We start from the raw sequence: 17379 nt of genomic DNA on the forward strand, positions 1-17379 counted from the left end.
GCCAGTCGAACTCTGTGGAGGTCAAGGCGTGGCCCTTCTTCAATCGGCAACAAGCGGTTTTCATTCGCCTGAAAAGTTCTACTGACTTGTTCCTGCGCCCAGGCATCAAGGTAAGCGCCGCCGAGTTTACGGCACAGCGTACGCATGACTTGATACATGACTCCTATTTGAAAGGGCTAGCCAATGGCGCTACTGTGACCGTCGACGCGAGCGTTTCACTGGACGAAGCGGGGATTGAAAACAGTGCGATCAAGCTGAAGTCGGTTGCTTACAGGATTAATCGCCAGCCTGTGGTGTCAAAACACATCACTGTGGGTGCCGGTGAGCACCAGATTGTGATAACTAAAGACAGCAAAACTGCGTTTGTAAACAATCGCCAGTCAAAAACAGTGAGTGTTATTGACATAGAAAAAGCACTGGTCGTACATACAATACAAACGCCGAACAGCTTTGCAATCTCCTTAAACAATGACGGCACTAAGCTTTTAATAGGAGTAATAGCAGGCTACGCGTCAGCCGCTAATCTTGTTGCCGCTTACGACACCGCCTCCTACGCTTTGCTTAAACAAACTTTGCTATACTACAAAATGCCATTTGGCATTACCGGAATCAAGGGTACAGGCACTTATGCTTACACTTCAACCCATTACTATCATGCTGGTTCTGAACTTTATGAAATTGCAAAAATCAATACGCAAACCGGCAACGTTGAAAAATACATTCCTACGGGCACGGGGGCGGCAAGTAGCCGGCTCTGGATATCGCCCGAAAATGTCATTTACAGTTGGCTCGGCAATTGGGGGGTACGTCGACTCGATACAAGCTCAGACGCATTCATTTCCAGTGCACCTTTCCCCTCTCCTGTCAGCGACATTGCCTTCTCTAACACCGACAATAAAGGCTTCTACGTGTCGGGTTCTAGCGTGGGCACCTTTGATCGCCTGCTCAACAAGATAATAAATACAAATCAAGGCTTTAACTACGCTGTAGGAGTAGCCACTCACCCTTTTGAGGCGCTACTTTATTTAACAGAGAACGGCACTGATAAAGTACACATCTTCGACACCTCAGAAGACCAACCGAAACTTGTGAACACGCTAAGCGGCTTCAACGGCCCCCAATTTTTACAAGTGACGCCCAACGGAAAGCATCTGCTAGTCTCAAACTACCGATCGAGTACCATTGCGTTGGTCGACCTGTGACCTCCTATATGCTTGTACTCCAAAATGACAGCCCGCCCAGGACGGGACACCGCTAATAAATAAAGCCCCATATCAAAAGATACGGGGCTTTTTTACAGGTGGTGAGTTTAGGCACTCTTAGAAGTCATATCGCACCCCCACATTCACCCCCCACGGCTGGTCGACGCTCTTGCCCATGCTGCGCTCTACATCGGCGTGGACCTTCCAGTTCTTCGACACGGCCATGGCCAGACCAGCTGCCATTTCAACCCGGGTACCCGACAAATCGTTGTTGAAGCTGTGGCCGTTCACCGACACCTTGTTGCTCTGGTTGAACTCATGGGCAACGGCAGTCCGCAAGTACGGCTGCAGCACACTGCCTCCGTCCAGTTGGATGTCACGCCCGGCGGTCACACCGGCCTTGCCCACCACCGAAGCGGTACGCGCGCCCTTGGCTTGCAGGCCGTTATCCAGCTCGTAGCTCTGGCGCTGGATGATCGCCGTGGCCAACTGGCCGTAAGGTTCCACGAAGAAGCCGTCGTCCAGCTTGATGTGGCGGCCCACCTCTGCCGAAGCAGTCACTGCGTTTTGCGTGTAGTTGCCCTTGGCTTTCCTGCCGTCGCTCATCGCCACGTTGGACTCGTTGTGCAAGCGGTTGAACTTGAGCACGCCGTCGAAGTAGAAGCCGCTCTCAGCGTCCAGCCACGTGGCGTATCCACCGGCGTAGTAGCTGTTGACGGTGGCTTTGCTGCCACGGTTCAGGTCCAGGTCTGAGGTGCTGTGACCGGCCAGGAAGCCTGCCAGCCATTGGCCATCGCCACCGGACAACGGTACGTCGGCACCCAGGGTGAAACCACGCTGTGCCTGGTTGTACTGCACACCTTTATCGCGGTTGTTCACTTCAAACTTGTTGCCGTACGTTCGGCTCCACATGCCGCTCGACTTACCATCGCTGTGACGCAACTCACCCATGCGGGTACGCAGGTTGGTCATTTCACCGTAGAGCACGCTCGGCGCCGCGTTGGCCAGGGCCAGTACGGAGTGGGTGCTCGGGCTGATGACTTTATTGTCCGGGTCCAGGTACCAATCGTGGTCGCGGTTGTCACTGACCAGTCCGTAGGAATAGGTACCGACGTCCACCCGACCACCGACCAGGCTGAAGCTCGCACCGCCATCGGCAGTGCGCACGACATGCAAACGATCATCGGACAACGGGTCAGCACCGGTGCTGGCGATCAACAACTGGTGCGCGCCGGAGGAAGTACCGGTGACATTGAGAAAATCGCCGGTCAACGTCGAGAAATCCGCCTTCATGATGAAGGTACCGCCGGTGCCATTCAGGTTCGTCACGTTCAGTTGGTAAAACGCACCCGAATCGCCGAACTTGACGTTACCGCCATTCATCGACAGTTCCTTGAGTTCATCCTGGCCATCCACCAACACCCAGGTGGCGTCGCTGTTGACCGACAGCTTGTCGACGTTTTCCAGGCGACCGGTCAGGACCGCACCGTTGTTCAGGCCCACATTGGCGGTGCCACCGTTGTTGATGATGTCGCCTTTCATGGCGGCGAAATCCAGATTCAGGTCCAGGGCACTGCCGCTGCCTACCTGGATATTGCCGGCCAGGTTGCTGTTGTTGACCAGTACGTCAGCTGCGCCACCGTTGATCACCTCCAACATGTTGCCGTTGCCACCCTCCAGCGTGGTGCCATTGGCGATGGTGATAGGCGTAGTACCAACCCCCGGTGAATCCACCACGATGGCGGCACCGGTTTCCCCAACTACCCGGGTACCTTCAAGGTGAAAGCTGGCGGGTGTCGTGCCATCGGCAGTGCGGTACACATAGAGACCATTGGTGCCGCCAGTGATACTGCCGCCCTGGGCGGCCAGGTTGCCGTCGATGGCCAAAATACCGAATTCGCCACCAAGAACATCGGTACTCGTCATCTGCAGCGTACTTTCCCGCCCCAGGTTGACGCCATAGGTGGCACCTTCTATCCGGCTGTTGGACACTTGGGCGTGACTGCCTGCGGCAGCGTGCTCGCCCACGATCATCCCAATACCGCTGGCGCTGGAAATGTGAGCATCACGAATGGTTGCCTGGCTGCCGTACAATTGGACTCCGTGTTCGGAACCCGCTACGACCTCGCCGCCATTCATCTCAAAGGTCGAATTCTGCGAAGCGACGCTGAGAATCGCCGCCCCGTTGGAAATCAGTTGTGCACCGTCTTTCAAGGTGTAGCGATCAAAGTCGCTGCCTGCATCAATGACAAGCTTCTGACCTGCTCCAAGGTCCACGGCGGACACGTGAGTTGCCACCAGTGAAAAAGGCGCGATCGCCAGGATTTTGATTGCGGCAGACAAGCGCGAACGCTTGAAAAGTACATGGGTATTCATAGGGTAGAACCTCTAGTCGGATGACTGAACAAGCCAATCGATTACAGGACTCATCGACTCAGGCTTTCAGAGGCGCCGAGGTTACGTACCCGAGGAGGAACTTCATGTAGGCCGAATCTACGGCCTTGTAGGACTTTCCTTAATGAAGGATGGGCAAAGCGTTGACGCGAACCGTCAGGGCAAAACCAATAACCCCTGAGGCATTGACCTCAAGGGTTATTGGGAACGACTCAGTACATTCAGAACAGCTCGTCAGCCACAAGTACCACCGCCCAGGAGCTTACGGGTGATGTACAAAATGGAAGGATCGGACTCTCCCGGAGTGCCACCCGCTCCGACCACTTTGTAGTAAGCCTCGACACGCCCCTCGGTGACTGGGGAGATATAGGTGGCGAAAGGCACCGTAAACTCTTCGCCAGGGTGCCCGGCAAAGTGATCGATGGTGACCGTCACGGGAGGGAACTCGTATTCGTTTACTTTGACGTTCGAGTAGTAGTCATTAGGCCCATAGATCACCCACACCACGCTTACTTTGTCATCTTTCTTCAACTTGCCCGGGCTGATGATTTTGGTTTTGATACCTGACGCAACGCCATGTGCGCAATTCATGAAGCGGGTGTCGTCGCCGATACCGGAATCTATCGAATCTGGGTATTCAAGCAGTGCCAGATCTTCAATCACGAATGCTTGCACATCGATCTCGGTTGGCAATGAGTCGGTGACGTTATTGTTGGTTCCGTTATTGAGGCTGTAATGGGCGTCGTGCTCTCCATTACCGACCAAGGCAATGCCTGAGGCGGGAACCGTAATACTGAACTGTGTAGCCGTCTCATCCGGCAACGTGACGGTATAAGGCGGTGTCAACAGGGGGATGCCCTTCAGGTAGATCTGAATGCGATCACCCGCCGTTGCGCCGGTATACACATCAAAAGTGACCGTGGCATCACCCGTATCACCCGGGCCAATTTTGTTGGTCAGGCCGCCTGCCGAGGTGAGTGTGAGCAGGCCAAGGTTAGGGTTGACCGGCCCAGGACCGCCCGGATCGGGTATCAGGCCCGGTGCTGTAAGGTCCACTGAAACGTCGATCGTGGTGGAGTTCGGAGAGGGAGTACCGTTTCGAACGACATAGTAAAAAACCGCGGCAACATAGGGGGCAGTCACGCCTCCAGACGACAAAGCGGCCCATGTTATTGGAACGTCTTTAGGGAAATTTAGGTTGTTCACGGTTAAATAGAGCAGCTGCCCGTTAAAGCTGACAACGAGTTGATCGCCAATTTCATAGTTGTCGTAGCCCGTGATTTGAACATAGGCGCGATTGAGCTGAGCATCTTCCCGATCCAGCGGCGCTTCGGGCACGACAGGGTCTTGCAGGTTTGAAGGGTTGGGCTCAAGGGAAAGCGTTACATCCGTGAGGTACGGGGGAAAGGTCGTTTCATTGCCGGCGCGGTCGAGGTAGGTATACGCCATCTGATAGACGCCTGAGGACTTGGTCATTATGTCCGCGAGGGGCACGGTAACGTCTACCGGTAAATGATTGACGGGCAAATTGGTGAGAGTGGCAATCGGCGTCGAATCCGTGTAATGCCAGTAGACACGCACGCTATCGCCCACTTGAGGATCAAGCCGACCGCTGCAGGTTGCAATGAATGTGTTACCCGGCACCGCGAGCAACTCAACCGTCACTTTGCCATCGACTACCCAGGGCGGAAGCGTCGCTTTCGAAGGCCGGATCCTGGCGTGTGTGTCGTATCGGTCAATTGTAACGTTCACCGGCTCCCTCGAACTGTTAGTCGCCGGATTAAAAAACACCTCATAGGTCAGACTTTTGACACCGTGATCACCCACTTGGGCTTGAGTGAGCGTGTAAGGACGAGGCCACTGCAGGCTGGGATCGTTCAGGTTCGTGCCGAGGTCTTCACGTGGCATGATGAGCACATTATTGAGCCTGACCTCCAGTTGGTGACGCGCTCCCGGAGCGCCACCCCCTATGGTCCATTTGGGGATCTCGAACTTCAATCCTTCCAGGTAAAGCTTCTCGATATTCATCAGATTGGACTGGCCACCGGGTACATCATCCTCCGCATTCAGCACCGTTATTGGCGCAAGTGTCCCTGCTCGCGGGGCTCGGCGCGTGGATCGGGGCTCTGTCAAAACCGAGCGAACAGCCGTTTTGGAGTTTTTAGCTGCGTTGGGTGCCTTTGTACTCTTGGGTTTCTTTAAACTTGCCATCTCGGTTGACTCCGGAAGTTTAGATAACTTGTCCGTCTTGCTAACAGGTGCAAGGCCATTTCTATTAGGCACCTCCAGCATCCTTCGCACACCTGTCAACATTGACAGTTTTGAGTGTTATCGACTCAAGCATCGTCGCTGATGTTTCGCCGCACACCTTCGCAAAACGCCAAAAACAATAAGAACGTGCGCTATTTCTTTGTAAGGGGCCGGCAAACACACCTACCGAACCCCAGCATTAAGGTCGATTGTGTCCGCGTAATTTAAGCGGACGCAATTACCCTTAATATCAGGATCGCCATGCGTGAACGTAAGTCCTACTCAAAATCCTTTAAAGCCCAAGTGGTTCACGAATGCCAACAGCCCGGTGTTTCCGTGGCGGCCATCGCGATGAGTCACGGCATCAACGCTAATGTCGTGCGCCGTTGGTTACCGCTTTTTCGTGATCAGCAGGCAGTCGTGCTGCCTGCGTTTGTTCCCGTGAACGTCGCACCGGTAAATCCCAAGCCAAAGGCTCAAGCGTCGGCGGTTATTGAACTGCCATTTGGCGAGCAAACCATCACCGTGAAATGGCCTGCTTCCGACCCTGAGGGCTGCGCTCAGTTTGTCCGTGGACTTGCCCTATGATCCGCATCGACAGCATCTGGCTCGCCACCGAGCCCATGGATATGCGTGCTGGCACCGAGACCGCTCTGGCCAGGGTGATTGCGGTGTTCGGTGCGGCGAAGCCGCACTGCGCTTATCTGTTCGCCAATCGCCGTGCTACCCGCATGAAAGTCCTGGTGCATGATGGAATTGGTGTCTGGCTGGCCGCACGACGGTTGAACCAGGGTAAGTTTCACTGGCCAGGTATTCGACAAGGTTGCGAAATGGAACTGGACGCCGAACAACTTCAGGCCCTGGTGCTTGGCCTACCTTGGCAGCGTGTCGGCGCTGGAGGCACCATCACGCTGCTTTAAAATGTAATTCGCGTCTTGGCGAGCTGTCGCCAGCGATCTGCTTTGGTAAAATCCAGGGCATGACTTCCTTACCCGACCTCGACCAAATGACCCCCCGACCAACTGCGTGCGTTAGCAGCGCAGTTGATGTCGAAGGTCGACACCATGGGTAGGAAGATCCATCACGATCAGACCCTCATCGAACAGCTGACTCATGAAATCGCCGTCCTCAAGCGACACCGGTTTGCCAAGCGCAGTGAGCAGATCAGCCCGGAGCAAGGCCACTTGCTCGACGACTTGCTCAATACTGATCTTGAGGCTATCGACGCCGAATTGAGCGCACTCTTGCCGGCCCCGGCGCCAGAGCAAACACGTCAAAAACCCAAGCGTGCACCGCTGCCAGCGCAGTTTCCACGTACCGTGATTCATCACGAACAGGAAAACACGCAGTGCTCTTGCGGCTGCCAGCTTCAGCGCATCGGCGAAGATGTGAGCGAGAAGTTGGATTACACACCGGGCGTGTTCATCGTCGAACAGCATGTGCGTGGAAAATGGGCCTGCCGTCAGTGCGAAACACTGATCCAGGCGCCAGTTCCAGCTCAAGTGATCGACAAGGGGATTCCGACCGCAGGTTTGCTGGCTCATGTGATGGTGGCGAAGTTCGCTGATCACTTGCCGCTGTATCGGCAGGAGAAAATCTTTGGACGCGCCGGTTTAGCGATCCCGCGCTCAACACTGGCCCAATGGGTCGGACAGACCGGTGTACAGCTTCAAGCACTGGTTGATGCTTTGCGAGAAGCGGTTCTAGCGCAACGAGTTGTCCACGCCGACGAGACGCCGGTGCAGATGCTTGCGCCCGGTGAAAAGAAAACCCATCGAGCCTACGTTTGGGCTTACTGCACTACACCGTTTTCGGCACTTAAGGCAGTCGTCTATGACTTCAGCCCGAGTCGCGCCGGTGAGCATGCGCGTAACTTTCTGGGTTCCTGGAATGGCAAGCTGGTGTGCGATGACTTTGCTGGCTACAAAGCCGGTTCGAGAAGGGCATGACCGAAATTGGCTGCATGGCTCATGCGCGCCGCAAGTTTTTCGATCTGCACGCGGCGAATAAAAGCCAACTGGCCGAACAGGCACTGCACTCGATTGGCGGCCTGTACGAAGTTGAGCGCCAGGCACGTGAGATGAGTGACGAGGATCGCCGCCGAATACGGCAAGAAAAAGCAGCGCCGTTGGCGAAAGCACTGCACGAGTGGATGCTGACTCATCGCGATCTTGTGCCCAACGGATCAGCAACAGCCAAAGCCTTGGATTACAGCCTTAAACGCTGGGTAGCGCTGACGCGCTACTTGGAAGACGGTGCTGTGCCTATAGATAACAATGCCGTCGAAAACCAGATCAGGCCATGGGCTCTTGGGCGCTCCAACTGGTTGTTCGCCGGCTCGTTGCGCAGCGGTAAGCGGGCGGCGGCGATCATGACTCTGATCCAATCGGCGCGTATGAATGGGCATGATCCGTATGCTTATCTCAAAGATGTGCTGACGCGGCTACCGACACAGCGGGCGAGTGAGATTGACCAACTGCTGCCGCATCAGTGGGTATCTGCCTGAGTCATGCAAGGTGACTTCGGCAGACGCTTACATTTCTTTTATTAGCTCTAATGCTGCTAGTGCCGGCCCTGATTGATAACAACAAGGGGGCCTTAAGCCTAATGCCGATCAGTTAAGCCTTCTCGCTTGACCTTTGGCCGCAAGAAATCAAAATCCGATGCCTGTACTGGCATCGGATTTTTTTATGCGTCTCGCTCGGGCACTGGAACTGACCCACAACATCGCCTCCACTCCCCACTCAATCGAGGGTTTGGATTCTTTGCTCGATCCTTCTTTGGTCGAGCAGGCACTTGAGCAGGCCGGCGTAGCGACCCTGCGCAAGCGGCGCTTGCCGCTGGAAGTGATGCTTTGGTGTGTGATTTCCATGGCGTTCTTCCGGCGCATGTCGGCGTGGGATGTGGTCAGTCGCATGAACATCATGCTGCCAGGCCAGCGCCCGCTGGTTGCGCCCAGCGCCGTAGTCCAAGCCCGCCAGAGACTGGGCAGTGAGGCCGTACGACAAGTCTTCGATTTGACTCAGAAAAGTTGGCATGAGGCGGCTGGCCATCCCACTTGGGCCGGTTTGCGCCTGCTGGGTGTCGACGGGGTCGTCTGGCGAACGCCTGACACCCCCGAAAATCGAGCACGCTACGACTCGGCCAGCAACCAGCACGGCGACACCGGGTTCCCGCAGGTGCGTATGGTCTGCCAAATGGAGTTGACCAGCCATATGCTGATCGGCAGCGCGTTTGACGGTTACCGCAGCAACGAAATGAAGCTGGCTGAGCAATTGATCGAGACTACGCCAGATCACTCGCTGACTTTGTTGATCGCGGCTTCTATTCTTTGGGGCTGTTGCACCAATGGCAACAAGCGGGCACCGAGCGTCATTGGTTGATGCCACTGCGAAAAGGCGCGCAGTACGACGTTGTTCAGCGTTTGGGTCGTCAAGATGCGGTTGTCTCATTAAGCACATCGCCACAAGCCCGTAAACAATGGCCGGGGCTGCCGGAGCGTCTGATGGCGCGCCTCCTGAGCAAAACCGTCAAGGGCAAGGTATGTCAGATCCTGACGTCGATGGCCGATCCGCTGCGTTTTCCATCCGACGAAATCGTTGACCTGTACAGCCAGCGCTGGGAGATCGAGTTAGGGTTTCGGGAGATGAAGCAGACGCTGCTCAACAGCAGCTATACGTTGCGCAGCAAGACGCCCGAGATGATTGAGCAAGAGCTGTGGGGAGTGTTGCTGGGCTACAACTTGTTGCGCTATCAGATGGTGGAAATGAGTCGCCACTGTCCGGGAATCTACCCGTGTGAAATGAGCTTCACCGCATGCACCTGGGCAATTTTAGGCTTCATCAACAGTGTATCGGCCGACCGTTCCGGGAACATCCCAAAATACCTGGCCGAGCTGCATGCCTCTGCCCCGCATTATGTTCTTCCCCATCGACGGGAAGAGCGCATTTATCCTCGATCTATCAGGCTGAAATCGCCGAAATACCCGATCAAAAATAAAAATGCCAGTCAGCTTAACTGACTGGCATTAGGCCTTAAGCCCCCCTGTCATTCAACCTGTTTTCTATTGGGATTTTGATTTGCCAGGCTTCGACCGCTTACCTGCGGGCGGAGCGAGACACGTCGATCCACTAGGCCGGATAAGGTCAATCCGCGAGGGTCTGGCTGCTGACCTCCCAGTTGGGCCAGAGGCTTTATACAGGCGGTAGTAATGCAACCCAGAACCATTGGTTGGAATCAGCCCTGGCACCGTGATCAACGGGTCGAAAGGTTGGATATCCACCTCTACTACGCCGGCAATTCTGTGGGCGTCTGTCAGCTCCACTTCAAACCAGACCTGAGTCCCCGGAATAGGCGTCCCCCCACCATGGGTCGTGCGGTGACTGCTCCAGAACAACCTGACCTTATCCCCGACTTCAAAGTGAGTCGTGCTCCAGGGAATCCCCACAATGACCGCCTCATAGGGCTGAGGGACGGTGTCGCAGGTGATCCACTTATTCGGGTGATCGTTCAGCACGTTGGCTGCAAGCAGCCCCGTTAGCGTGTCCAACTCAACCCGCACTTCGGTGGCAGGGCTACGTTGATAATTGACGCCGTTGTAGGTCCAGTAATAAACGTCTACCAGTCCACCACCCGCTACGATCAAGGCCCATGGCACATACAACCGCACGTTCTGCCCGGCGACATCTCCGGGATCAACCACTTTGATATCGGCAAATGCACCGTCATTGCCCCAGAAAAGGCGCAGGTTTTCCCCCACCTCCGGATCGACGAACAAAGGCACCTCAACCAGAACAGGGCCGGGTGAGTCTGCCGGAGTGATCACGTTATCCTCAGTGACCCCTTTGACCGTTACACGCGGCAACATGGGGTTGATCGGATCGGGGCCGACCGGAGGATCACCTGCCACCGTAGCATCGACCTCAATGAAGGTGTCCGGTGAGTTTTTGGTGAGCGAACCGCGCGCAAACTGGTACCAGACCCGTACCGGGTACCGAGCGTCAAACCCGCCCGCCAGGAATATCGGCCACGCGACCTCCACAGGGATGGGCCAGATCTGTAGCGGACCTACGGTAATCGTCGCCAACACATGGGTGTTCCAACGCAGAGTAATGATATCTCCCTGCTCTGCGTCTACCACTTCGCGGATGGAGACGCTAACGCCTTGGCGGATATCATCCAGATCAATCAGGCCATCAGTTTCTGCCCGAGGCACCAAAGGCCGGAGCAAGTCTGGCAAGGAAACAAGGTTGATATCGAGCTTGACCGGATCGGAAAAAGGCCCAATGTTGCCGACACGGTCCATCAGCCGATACGACACCCACCGCTCACCGCCCCCACTGTTGCGAACAAAATCTTCGGGTATCAAGAACTGCAGCGGATCACCGTCTTCAATATGGCGCCGTTCAACGACCAAGCGGTCGACGTAATTGATATGGGGGAGGACTCCAAAGTAAACCATGACCACGTCCTCAGTGCGCATGATCATGTATCGCGGAACTTCACAGGGGATACCTGCGTCGGCGGTGAGTTCGGCATCACTCACGCCATCAAGCGTGTAGTCGTTGAATATCAATTCGGTACCCGGGTTATCCAGGTTGGGGGGGCTATCATCGACGTCAATCAGGGTTCGCTCAGACTCTCCCGTCGGCAACAATACCCCACTGATTTCGTAGTACAGCAGGCTGATACCGGGAGAATCCAACAACCATGCCGGCAGCTCTTGGGTGTAGGGGAACAGGACGGCAGGATCATAGGGACCGAAAATCTGCGCGGTATGCACATGATCGCCCTTCCAGAAGTATCGAATGTCGGTGCGCACGTTAGTGGCTGCATTATTGGGCATCCACACGCTTGGAATGGTAACTTTGAAGGGCTGGCCCCGAACTGAGAGGGGAATTTTGTGAGCGGCTTCGTCCCATAACAGCGGAAGGCCATCTTCCGGTAGTGGGCCGACCACCCCGGGTGAGGGAGCGGCACGTCCCGCTGCAGGAGTGTTCTTTTTTCTTTTGTTGGGACGGGTGTTTTTAGCGACGTTTTTTTTCTGTTGGCGCACCTTTGAGTCAGTCATCTCATTCTCCCAACGCAACCCATGATATGGCGACCTTGGGCTACTGCGCTGGCACGCACCCGCCGCCTACGGTCAGGAGAACAGTTAAAACAGAAATCGACGCCTTGGATACTGTCAGAACTAACAGGGTCCTACGGCGAAAACCTCGCTTGCGTCGTACCCAGGCGGACTCAAAGCTGCGGCACTACCCAATCAATTGCCGTTTCGCCATTCTGCTCAAGAAACTTGTTGGTCCGGCTGAAATGCCCGCAACCCAAAAACCCGCGATACGCCGACAACGGCGACGGGTGCACCGACGTCAGCACCAGGTGCTTGGTCGCGTCGATCAGCTTCTGCTTGCTCTGGGCATGCGCGCCCCACAGCAGAAACACCAGGTGCGGCTGATGTTCGCTGACCACTTCGATAATCCGATCGGTAAAGAACTGCCAGCCCTTGCCCGCATGGGCGTTGGCATTGGCGCGCTCGACGGTCATGGTGGTGTTGAGCATCAGCACGCCCTGGTCGGCCCAGCTTTGCAGGTAGCCGTGGTTGGGGATGTCGATGTTCAAGTCGCGCTTGAGCTCTTTGTAGATATTGAGCAGCGACGGCGGCGTCGGGATGCCCGGTTGCACCGAGAAGCACAAGCCGTGGGCCTGGCCGGGACCGTGGTACGGGTCCTGGCCGAGGATCACCACCTTGACCTTGTCCAGTGGCGTGGAGTTGAGCGCGTTGAAAATCAGCGGGCCGGGCGGGTAGATCTCTTTGCCGGCGGCATGTTCCTGGCGCAGGAACTCGCGCAACCGGGCCATGTACGGCAGCTCGAACTGATCCCGCAGGGCGTGTTTCCAGCTGGGTTCGAGTTTGATACGGTCGTCGTCGGTCATGGTTGAATGGTCTTGTCAAAAAGAATGAGGCGAACCCTAGGAAAGCCGACCCCGCTTGTCAATTGATCTGACACATCGACGCCACTTTCCTGCGAAGCGATCATACTCATCCTTCACCTTCTCGATTGAGGTCACGATGAACCTGCACTTCGAAGAGCTGACCGGCAGCGACGGTGCCCGCATCGGCATCGCCAGCCTCGACGCTGAAAAGTCCCTCAATGCCCTTTCCCTGCCGATGATCCTCGCCTTGAGCAGTCGCCTGGATACCTGGGCCAAAGACCCGAATATCGTCTGCGTGCTGTTGCGCGGCAACGGCCCCAAGGCCTTTTGCGCCGGTGGCGAAGTGCGCAGCCTGGCGCAGGCTTGTCGCGAAGAGCCCGGCGTGGTGCCGGCGCTGGCGGCGCAATTTTTTGCGGCGGAGTATCGCCTTGATTACCGCCTGCACACCTACCCGAAACCGGTGATTTGCTGGGGCCACGGCTATGTGCTGGGCGGCGGCATGGGTCTGCTGCAAAGTGCCGCGATCCGCATCGTCACCCCCAGCAGCCGGCTGGCCATGCCGGAGATCAGCATCGGCCTGTACCCGGACGTTGGCGCCAGTGGGTTCCTGTCGCGCCTGCCGGGCAAGCTCGGGTTGTTCCTCGGACTCACCGGTGCGCATATAAACGGGCGTGACGCGTTGGACCTGGGCCTGGCCGACCGTTTCCTGCGTGACGACCAGCAGAACGAATTGCTTGATGGCCTGCTGCAACTGAACTGGCAGGAACAGACCCCGATGCAGCTCAACAGCCTGCTCAAGGCGCTGGCCCAGGAAGCCGCCAGCCAGCAACCCGAAGCGCAATGGCTGCCGCGCCGGGCACAGATCGACGAATGGCTGGATGTAGGCGACGTGCGGTGTGCCTGGCGCGCCTTGAGCCTGCTGAGTGAGCATACCGATCCACTGTTCAGCCGTGCCGGCAAGACGTTGAGCGAAGGCTGCCCACTGACCGCCCATCTGGTGTGGGAACAGATCCAGCGCGCCCGTCACCTGTCCCTGGCCCAGGTGTTCCAGATGGAATACACCCTGAGCCTCAATTGCTGCCGTTATCCTGAATTCAGCGAAGGGGTGCGCGCGCGTTTGATCGACAAGGACCAGGCGCCCCATTGGCATTGGCCGGATATCAACGCCGTTCCTGAGGCGGTGGTGCAGGCCCACTTCGACAAGGCGTGGGAAGGTCGCCACCCGCTGGCCGACCTGTCCGATTACTGACGGCTGCGCCCCCAAAAAAAAGCGGCGCTTCATGCGCCGCTTGCCGTACAGGCCCGTCAACGGTGACCGCCGCGGCCACCTCCATGGTCGGAACCGCGACCGTGTCCACCACCATTCCCCCAATGACCTCCGCCCCAGCCCTGGTTTGGATACGGCCGGTAACCGGCACGCGGCCCGTAGTAACGCGGCGCCGGCTGGTAATAACGCGGGGCCGAGTAGTAGCGCGGTTGTGGCGCGTAGTAGCGCGGCGCGGGGTAGTAATCACGGCGGTACTGATACGCCGTGCCGCCGCCGTAGTAATACACCGGTGCCGGTGAGGTATAGACCTCGGATCGATAGTAGCTCTGGCCTCCATCGTAATAGGGCACGCAAGCGGAAAGGGTTAGACCGAGTAAAACGCTGAGCAGCAGTCGTCGATACATGGCGGCCTCCTGGACCGCGGAAGAGCGCCTCCAGCGACGCTGGAGGGCGGCACTCAACTTTCATTGAATGACGAAATATCTGACATCAAAAACTGAATCTGGTGCGTTTTCGTAATAGGTTGAAACATCTACGTGCGCTTTATCGATTCAGTAAATTTATCTGGCTCGCAACTTTCTCAATTGCGATGATGTCACTATGACATCGCCAAGGGCCAGGGAGGCTCTAGCGTGCACCCTTCGCTACCCTGCCCGGACCTGACTCATGAAAATCTCAACCAAACTGCTGCTCTCATTCCTACTGTGCGCGCTGGTCACCCTGGGGGTGGGCCTGCTGGGGATCAAAGGCGTGGTTCGCCTCTCGTCAGCGCTGGAGCTGACGTTCTCCAACAACCTGGTCTCGGTCAGCAACACGGCCGCCACCCTCAATGGCATAGTGGCCCATAACCGTGGCTTGTATCGCTTGCTGGATGCCAGCAAGGGCGACGTCTCCCCACAGGATCGCGACCGTGTGCGCCAGGATATCGCCCAGGAACTCAAGCGCAGCCAGGCTGCGTACGCCACCTACCGCGCTACGCCGCTGGAAGACGACGAACGGGCAGCGGGAGACAAGCTTGACCTGCTCTGGCCCAGCTACATCAGCAACTCCGAACGCATCATGGCGATGCTCGACGGCGGCCAGGTCGATCAGGCCCGCACCCAACTCAACACCAGCAATAACGAACTCTTCCGCCAGGCACGCGAGCTGATCCGCGTGATGATCGAGTCCAACAACCGCCAGATCAAGGAAGGCGCCATCGCTGCCGAGGAACTGCGCAACAGTGCATTGACCTGGATGATCAGCGGCATTGTGCTGGCCTTCATCATTGCGGTCATCATCGGTGTGTTGATCACCCGCCTGATCACCCGCCCCATCGCTCAAGCCGTGCAGAACGCGCAACGCATTGCCCAGGGCGACCTGACCCAGGCCATCGTCACCGAGCGCACCGACGAAGCCGGGCAACTGCTGATGGCCCTCTCGGATATGCAGGGCGGCCTGAAAAGCACCCTGGTGGAAATCGCCAACGCGTCCGACCAGCTTGCATCGGCGGCTGAAGAACTGAGTGCGGTCACCGATGAAAGCAGCCGTGGCCTGACCCGCCAGAACGATGAGATCCAACAGGCGGCCACCGCCGTCAACCAGATGACCGCCGCCGTGGACGAAGTGGCCAGCAACGCCGTCTCGACCTCTGAAGCCTCGCGCCAGGCCACCACCGAAGCCGAAGAGGGTCGCCAGCAAGTGGAACAGGCGGTGTCCGGCATGAGCTCGATGGTGGTTGAGATCAATGACTCCACGCAGTCGGTGGCAGACCTCGCCGGGCAGGTACGGGAGATCGGCAAGGTGATCGATGTGATCCGTGGTATCGCCGACCAGACCAACCTGCTGGCGCTCAATGCGGCCATTGAAGCGGCCCGTGCGGGTGAGCAAGGTCGCGGTTTTGCCGTGGTCGCCGATGAAGTGCGCGCCCTGGCCCATCGCACCCAGACGTCCACGGTCGATATCGAAAAGATGATTGGTGAAGTGCAGACCGGCGCCGACGACGCCGTCGCGGCGATGAACAAGAGCCTGACCTGGGCCAACAACACCCAGACCCTGGCGCAGAACGCCGGCGAAGCGCTGCAACGGATCACCACCAGCGTGGCGAAGATCAATGAACGCAACCTGGTGATCGCCTCGGCCTCGGAGGAACAGGCCCAGGTGGCCCGCGAAGTGGACCGCAACCTGCTGAACATCCAGGACCTGTCCACCCAGACGGCCGCCGGCGCCCATCAGACCAACGCCTCCAGCCAGGACCTGTCGCGCCTGGCCACCTCGTTCAACGTGCTGGTCAGCAAGTTCCAGCTCTGAGTGGCCTGGGCGGGGACGGCCCTGTATCGTACAGGGCCTGGCGGAATCATCCGCAACCTTGCCCGAACCAGCCCATGACCACACCCACCCTTTGCCCCGCCTGCGGTGCACGCAACGACTGCAGCCTGGCTGACCCACGTACGGTTGACCAGGCCTGCTGGTGCTACAGCGTCACCATCGACCCGGCGGTGCTCCAGGCCCTGCCCGATGAACTGCGCAACCAGGCCTGCCTGTGCCCGCGCTGTGCCCAGGTCGATGAGCAACTGCGTAGGGTTGAGCCGACGTAATGCGGGTGGATCGTTTCCTCAGTAACCTGCCGCGCTTCAATCGCAAGCAAGTGCGCCTGCTGTTGGTTGAGCGGCGTGTGGCGGTGGATGGCGTGGCCGTCAGCGACCCCCATCACGAGGTGCGGGAATTCAGCCGAGTGAGCGTTGACGATGAGGTGCTGCAGGCAGGCAAACCGGCGCGTTACTTCATGCTGCACAAGCCCCGGGGGTGCGTGAGCGCCACCTCTGATCCGCAACATCCGACGGTTCTGGATTTACTCGATGAGCCGGACAAAGGCGAATTGCACATTGCCGGTCGTCTGGACTTCAACACCACCGGCCTGATGCTGATCACCAACGACGGCCAATGGTCGCGGCGCCTGACGCAACCGCAGACCAAGTTGCCCAAGGTCTATCTCGTCGAGACCGAACAGGCTATCGGCCCCGAATACGCAATGACATTTGCCAAGGGGATGTACTTCGCCTTCGAAGACCTGACCACCCAACCTGCCGAGTTGGAGTTGCTCGGGCCGAGACGCGCTCGCTTGAGCATCATCGAAGGGCGTTATCACCAGGTGAAGCGCATGTTCGGGCACTTTGATAACAAGGTCATCGGCCTGCACCGCGAGCGCATGGGCCCCCTGGTGCTGGATGCGACCCTTGCGCCCGGCCAGTATCGGGCGCTGACTGACGACGAAATCCGACAGGTCTGACGACCGTTCAGCCGCTGATAGCAAAAAACCGCCAGGTCACCTTGCGAGGTACCGACTCGACTGCT

12 protein-coding genes and 2 pseudogenes are annotated in these 17379 nt (G+C 57.5%); 9 read left to right on the forward strand and 5 right to left on the reverse strand.

What is annotated here, in order from left to right:
• The coding region (locus tag BMX59_RS30385) for a YncE family protein (protein WP_175486648.1) at positions 1 to 1202 on the forward strand (1202 nt) is incomplete at its 5' end.
• 117 nt (positions 1203 to 1319) lie between these two features.
• Here the strand turns inward: BMX59_RS30385 and BMX59_RS00010 are convergent.
• Positions 1320 to 3578: an autotransporter outer membrane beta-barrel domain-containing protein gene (locus tag BMX59_RS00010; protein ID WP_093119176.1), complete on the reverse strand. Its 2259-nt coding sequence runs from the start codon at positions 3576 to 3578 to the stop codon at positions 1320 to 1322.
• A gap of 252 nt (positions 3579 to 3830) precedes the next feature.
• Positions 3831 to 5888, reverse strand: coding sequence for a hypothetical protein (locus BMX59_RS00015; RefSeq protein ID WP_139212833.1), 2058 nt, complete (start codon positions 5886 to 5888; stop codon positions 3831 to 3833).
• 219 nt (positions 5889 to 6107) lie between these two features.
• Here BMX59_RS00015 and BMX59_RS00020 point away from each other — a divergent pair, with 219 nt between their 5' ends.
• The 4 genes and pseudogenes from BMX59_RS00020 to BMX59_RS00035 all read left to right on the forward strand — a co-directional run bounded on the left by BMX59_RS00020 (position 6108) and on the right by BMX59_RS00035 (position 9867).
• Positions 6108 to 6434, forward strand: a complete 327-nt coding sequence (locus tag BMX59_RS00020; RefSeq protein ID WP_092247174.1) for an IS66-like element accessory protein TnpA — start codon at positions 6108 to 6110, stop codon at positions 6432 to 6434.
• Positions 6431 to 6766 (forward strand): IS66 family insertion sequence element accessory protein TnpB, encoded by a 336-nt coding sequence (gene tnpB, locus BMX59_RS30640; protein ID WP_139212834.1) that lies wholly within the window; start codon positions 6431 to 6433, stop codon positions 6764 to 6766. The genes BMX59_RS00020 and tnpB overlap by 4 nt, the downstream gene beginning before the upstream one ends.
• A 59-nt stretch (positions 6767 to 6825) precedes the next feature.
• A pseudogene (locus BMX59_RS00030) lies at positions 6826 to 8352 on the forward strand (IS66 family transposase).
• 184 nt (positions 8353 to 8536) lie between these two features.
• Positions 8537 to 9867: pseudogene (locus tag BMX59_RS00035) on the forward strand (IS4 family transposase).
• Positions 9868 to 9909: 42 nt separating this feature from the next.
• On the opposite strand, the gene BMX59_RS00040 reads toward BMX59_RS00035, so the two are convergent.
• Positions 9910 to 11916 (reverse strand): hypothetical protein, encoded by a 2007-nt coding sequence (locus tag BMX59_RS00040; protein WP_139212835.1) that lies wholly within the window; start codon positions 11914 to 11916, stop codon positions 9910 to 9912.
• 170 nt (positions 11917 to 12086) lie between these two features.
• A complete protein-coding gene (gene ung / locus BMX59_RS00045; RefSeq protein ID WP_092241372.1) occupies positions 12087 to 12779 on the reverse strand; it encodes a uracil-DNA glycosylase in 693 nt (230 codons plus the stop codon).
• A gap of 136 nt (positions 12780 to 12915) precedes the next feature.
• Between ung and BMX59_RS00050 the strand changes: the two genes are divergently transcribed.
• Positions 12916 to 14028, forward strand: a complete 1113-nt coding sequence (locus tag BMX59_RS00050; protein ID WP_093119181.1) for an enoyl-CoA hydratase/isomerase family protein — start codon at positions 12916 to 12918, stop codon at positions 14026 to 14028.
• 56 nt (positions 14029 to 14084) lie between these two features.
• On the opposite strand, the gene BMX59_RS00055 is transcribed toward BMX59_RS00050, so the two are convergent.
• Entirely contained in the window at positions 14085 to 14450 is a 366-nt protein-coding gene (locus tag BMX59_RS00055) for a hypothetical protein (RefSeq protein WP_093119183.1), read from the reverse strand.
• Positions 14451 to 14712: 262 nt separating this feature from the next.
• Here BMX59_RS00055 and BMX59_RS00060 point away from each other — a divergent pair, with 262 nt between their 5' ends.
• From BMX59_RS00060 to BMX59_RS00070, 3 genes are all read left to right on the forward strand, one after another.
• Entirely contained in the window at positions 14713 to 16335 is a 1623-nt protein-coding gene (locus tag BMX59_RS00060) for a methyl-accepting chemotaxis protein (RefSeq protein WP_071488922.1), read from the forward strand.
• Positions 16336 to 16409: 74 nt separating this feature from the next.
• Positions 16410 to 16622, forward strand: a complete 213-nt coding sequence (locus tag BMX59_RS00065) for a cysteine-rich CWC family protein (RefSeq protein WP_071488921.1) — start codon at positions 16410 to 16412, stop codon at positions 16620 to 16622.
• Entirely contained in the window at positions 16622 to 17314 is a 693-nt protein-coding gene (locus tag BMX59_RS00070) for a pseudouridine synthase (protein ID WP_092241364.1), read from the forward strand. The genes BMX59_RS00065 and BMX59_RS00070 overlap by 1 nt, the downstream gene beginning before the upstream one ends.
• Positions 17315 to 17379: the final 65 nt, after the last annotated feature.

The organism is Pseudomonas sp. NFR09, assembly GCF_900111535.1.
Lineage (GTDB): Bacteria > Pseudomonadota > Gammaproteobacteria > Pseudomonadales > Pseudomonadaceae > Aquipseudomonas > Aquipseudomonas extremorientalis.

Coding starts and splice junctions, on each gene's coding strand:
- BMX59_RS00055 (WP_093119183.1), bottom strand. CDS start 14,450: ATGTATCGACGACTGCTGCTCAGCGTTTTACTCGGTCTAACCCTTTCC.
- ung (WP_092241372.1), bottom strand. CDS start 12,779: ATGACCGACGACGACCGTATCAAACTCGAACCCAGCTGGAAACACGCC.
- BMX59_RS00060 (WP_071488922.1), top strand. CDS start 14,713: ATGAAAATCTCAACCAAACTGCTGCTCTCATTCCTACTGTGCGCGCTG.
- BMX59_RS00015 (WP_139212833.1), bottom strand. CDS start 5,888: ATGCTGGAGGTGCCTAATAGAAATGGCCTTGCACCTGTTAGCAAGACG.
- BMX59_RS00020 (WP_092247174.1), top strand. CDS start 6,108: ATGCGTGAACGTAAGTCCTACTCAAAATCCTTTAAAGCCCAAGTGGTT.
- BMX59_RS00010 (WP_093119176.1), bottom strand. CDS start 3,578: ATGAATACCCATGTACTTTTCAAGCGTTCGCGCTTGTCTGCCGCAATC.
- BMX59_RS00065 (WP_071488921.1), top strand. CDS start 16,410: ATGACCACACCCACCCTTTGCCCCGCCTGCGGTGCACGCAACGACTGC.
- tnpB (WP_139212834.1), top strand. CDS start 6,431: ATGATCCGCATCGACAGCATCTGGCTCGCCACCGAGCCCATGGATATG.
- BMX59_RS00040 (WP_139212835.1), bottom strand. CDS start 11,916: ATGACTGACTCAAAGGTGCGCCAACAGAAAAAAAACGTCGCTAAAAAC.
- BMX59_RS00050 (WP_093119181.1), top strand. CDS start 12,916: ATGAACCTGCACTTCGAAGAGCTGACCGGCAGCGACGGTGCCCGCATC.
- BMX59_RS00070 (WP_092241364.1), top strand. CDS start 16,622: ATGCGGGTGGATCGTTTCCTCAGTAACCTGCCGCGCTTCAATCGCAAG.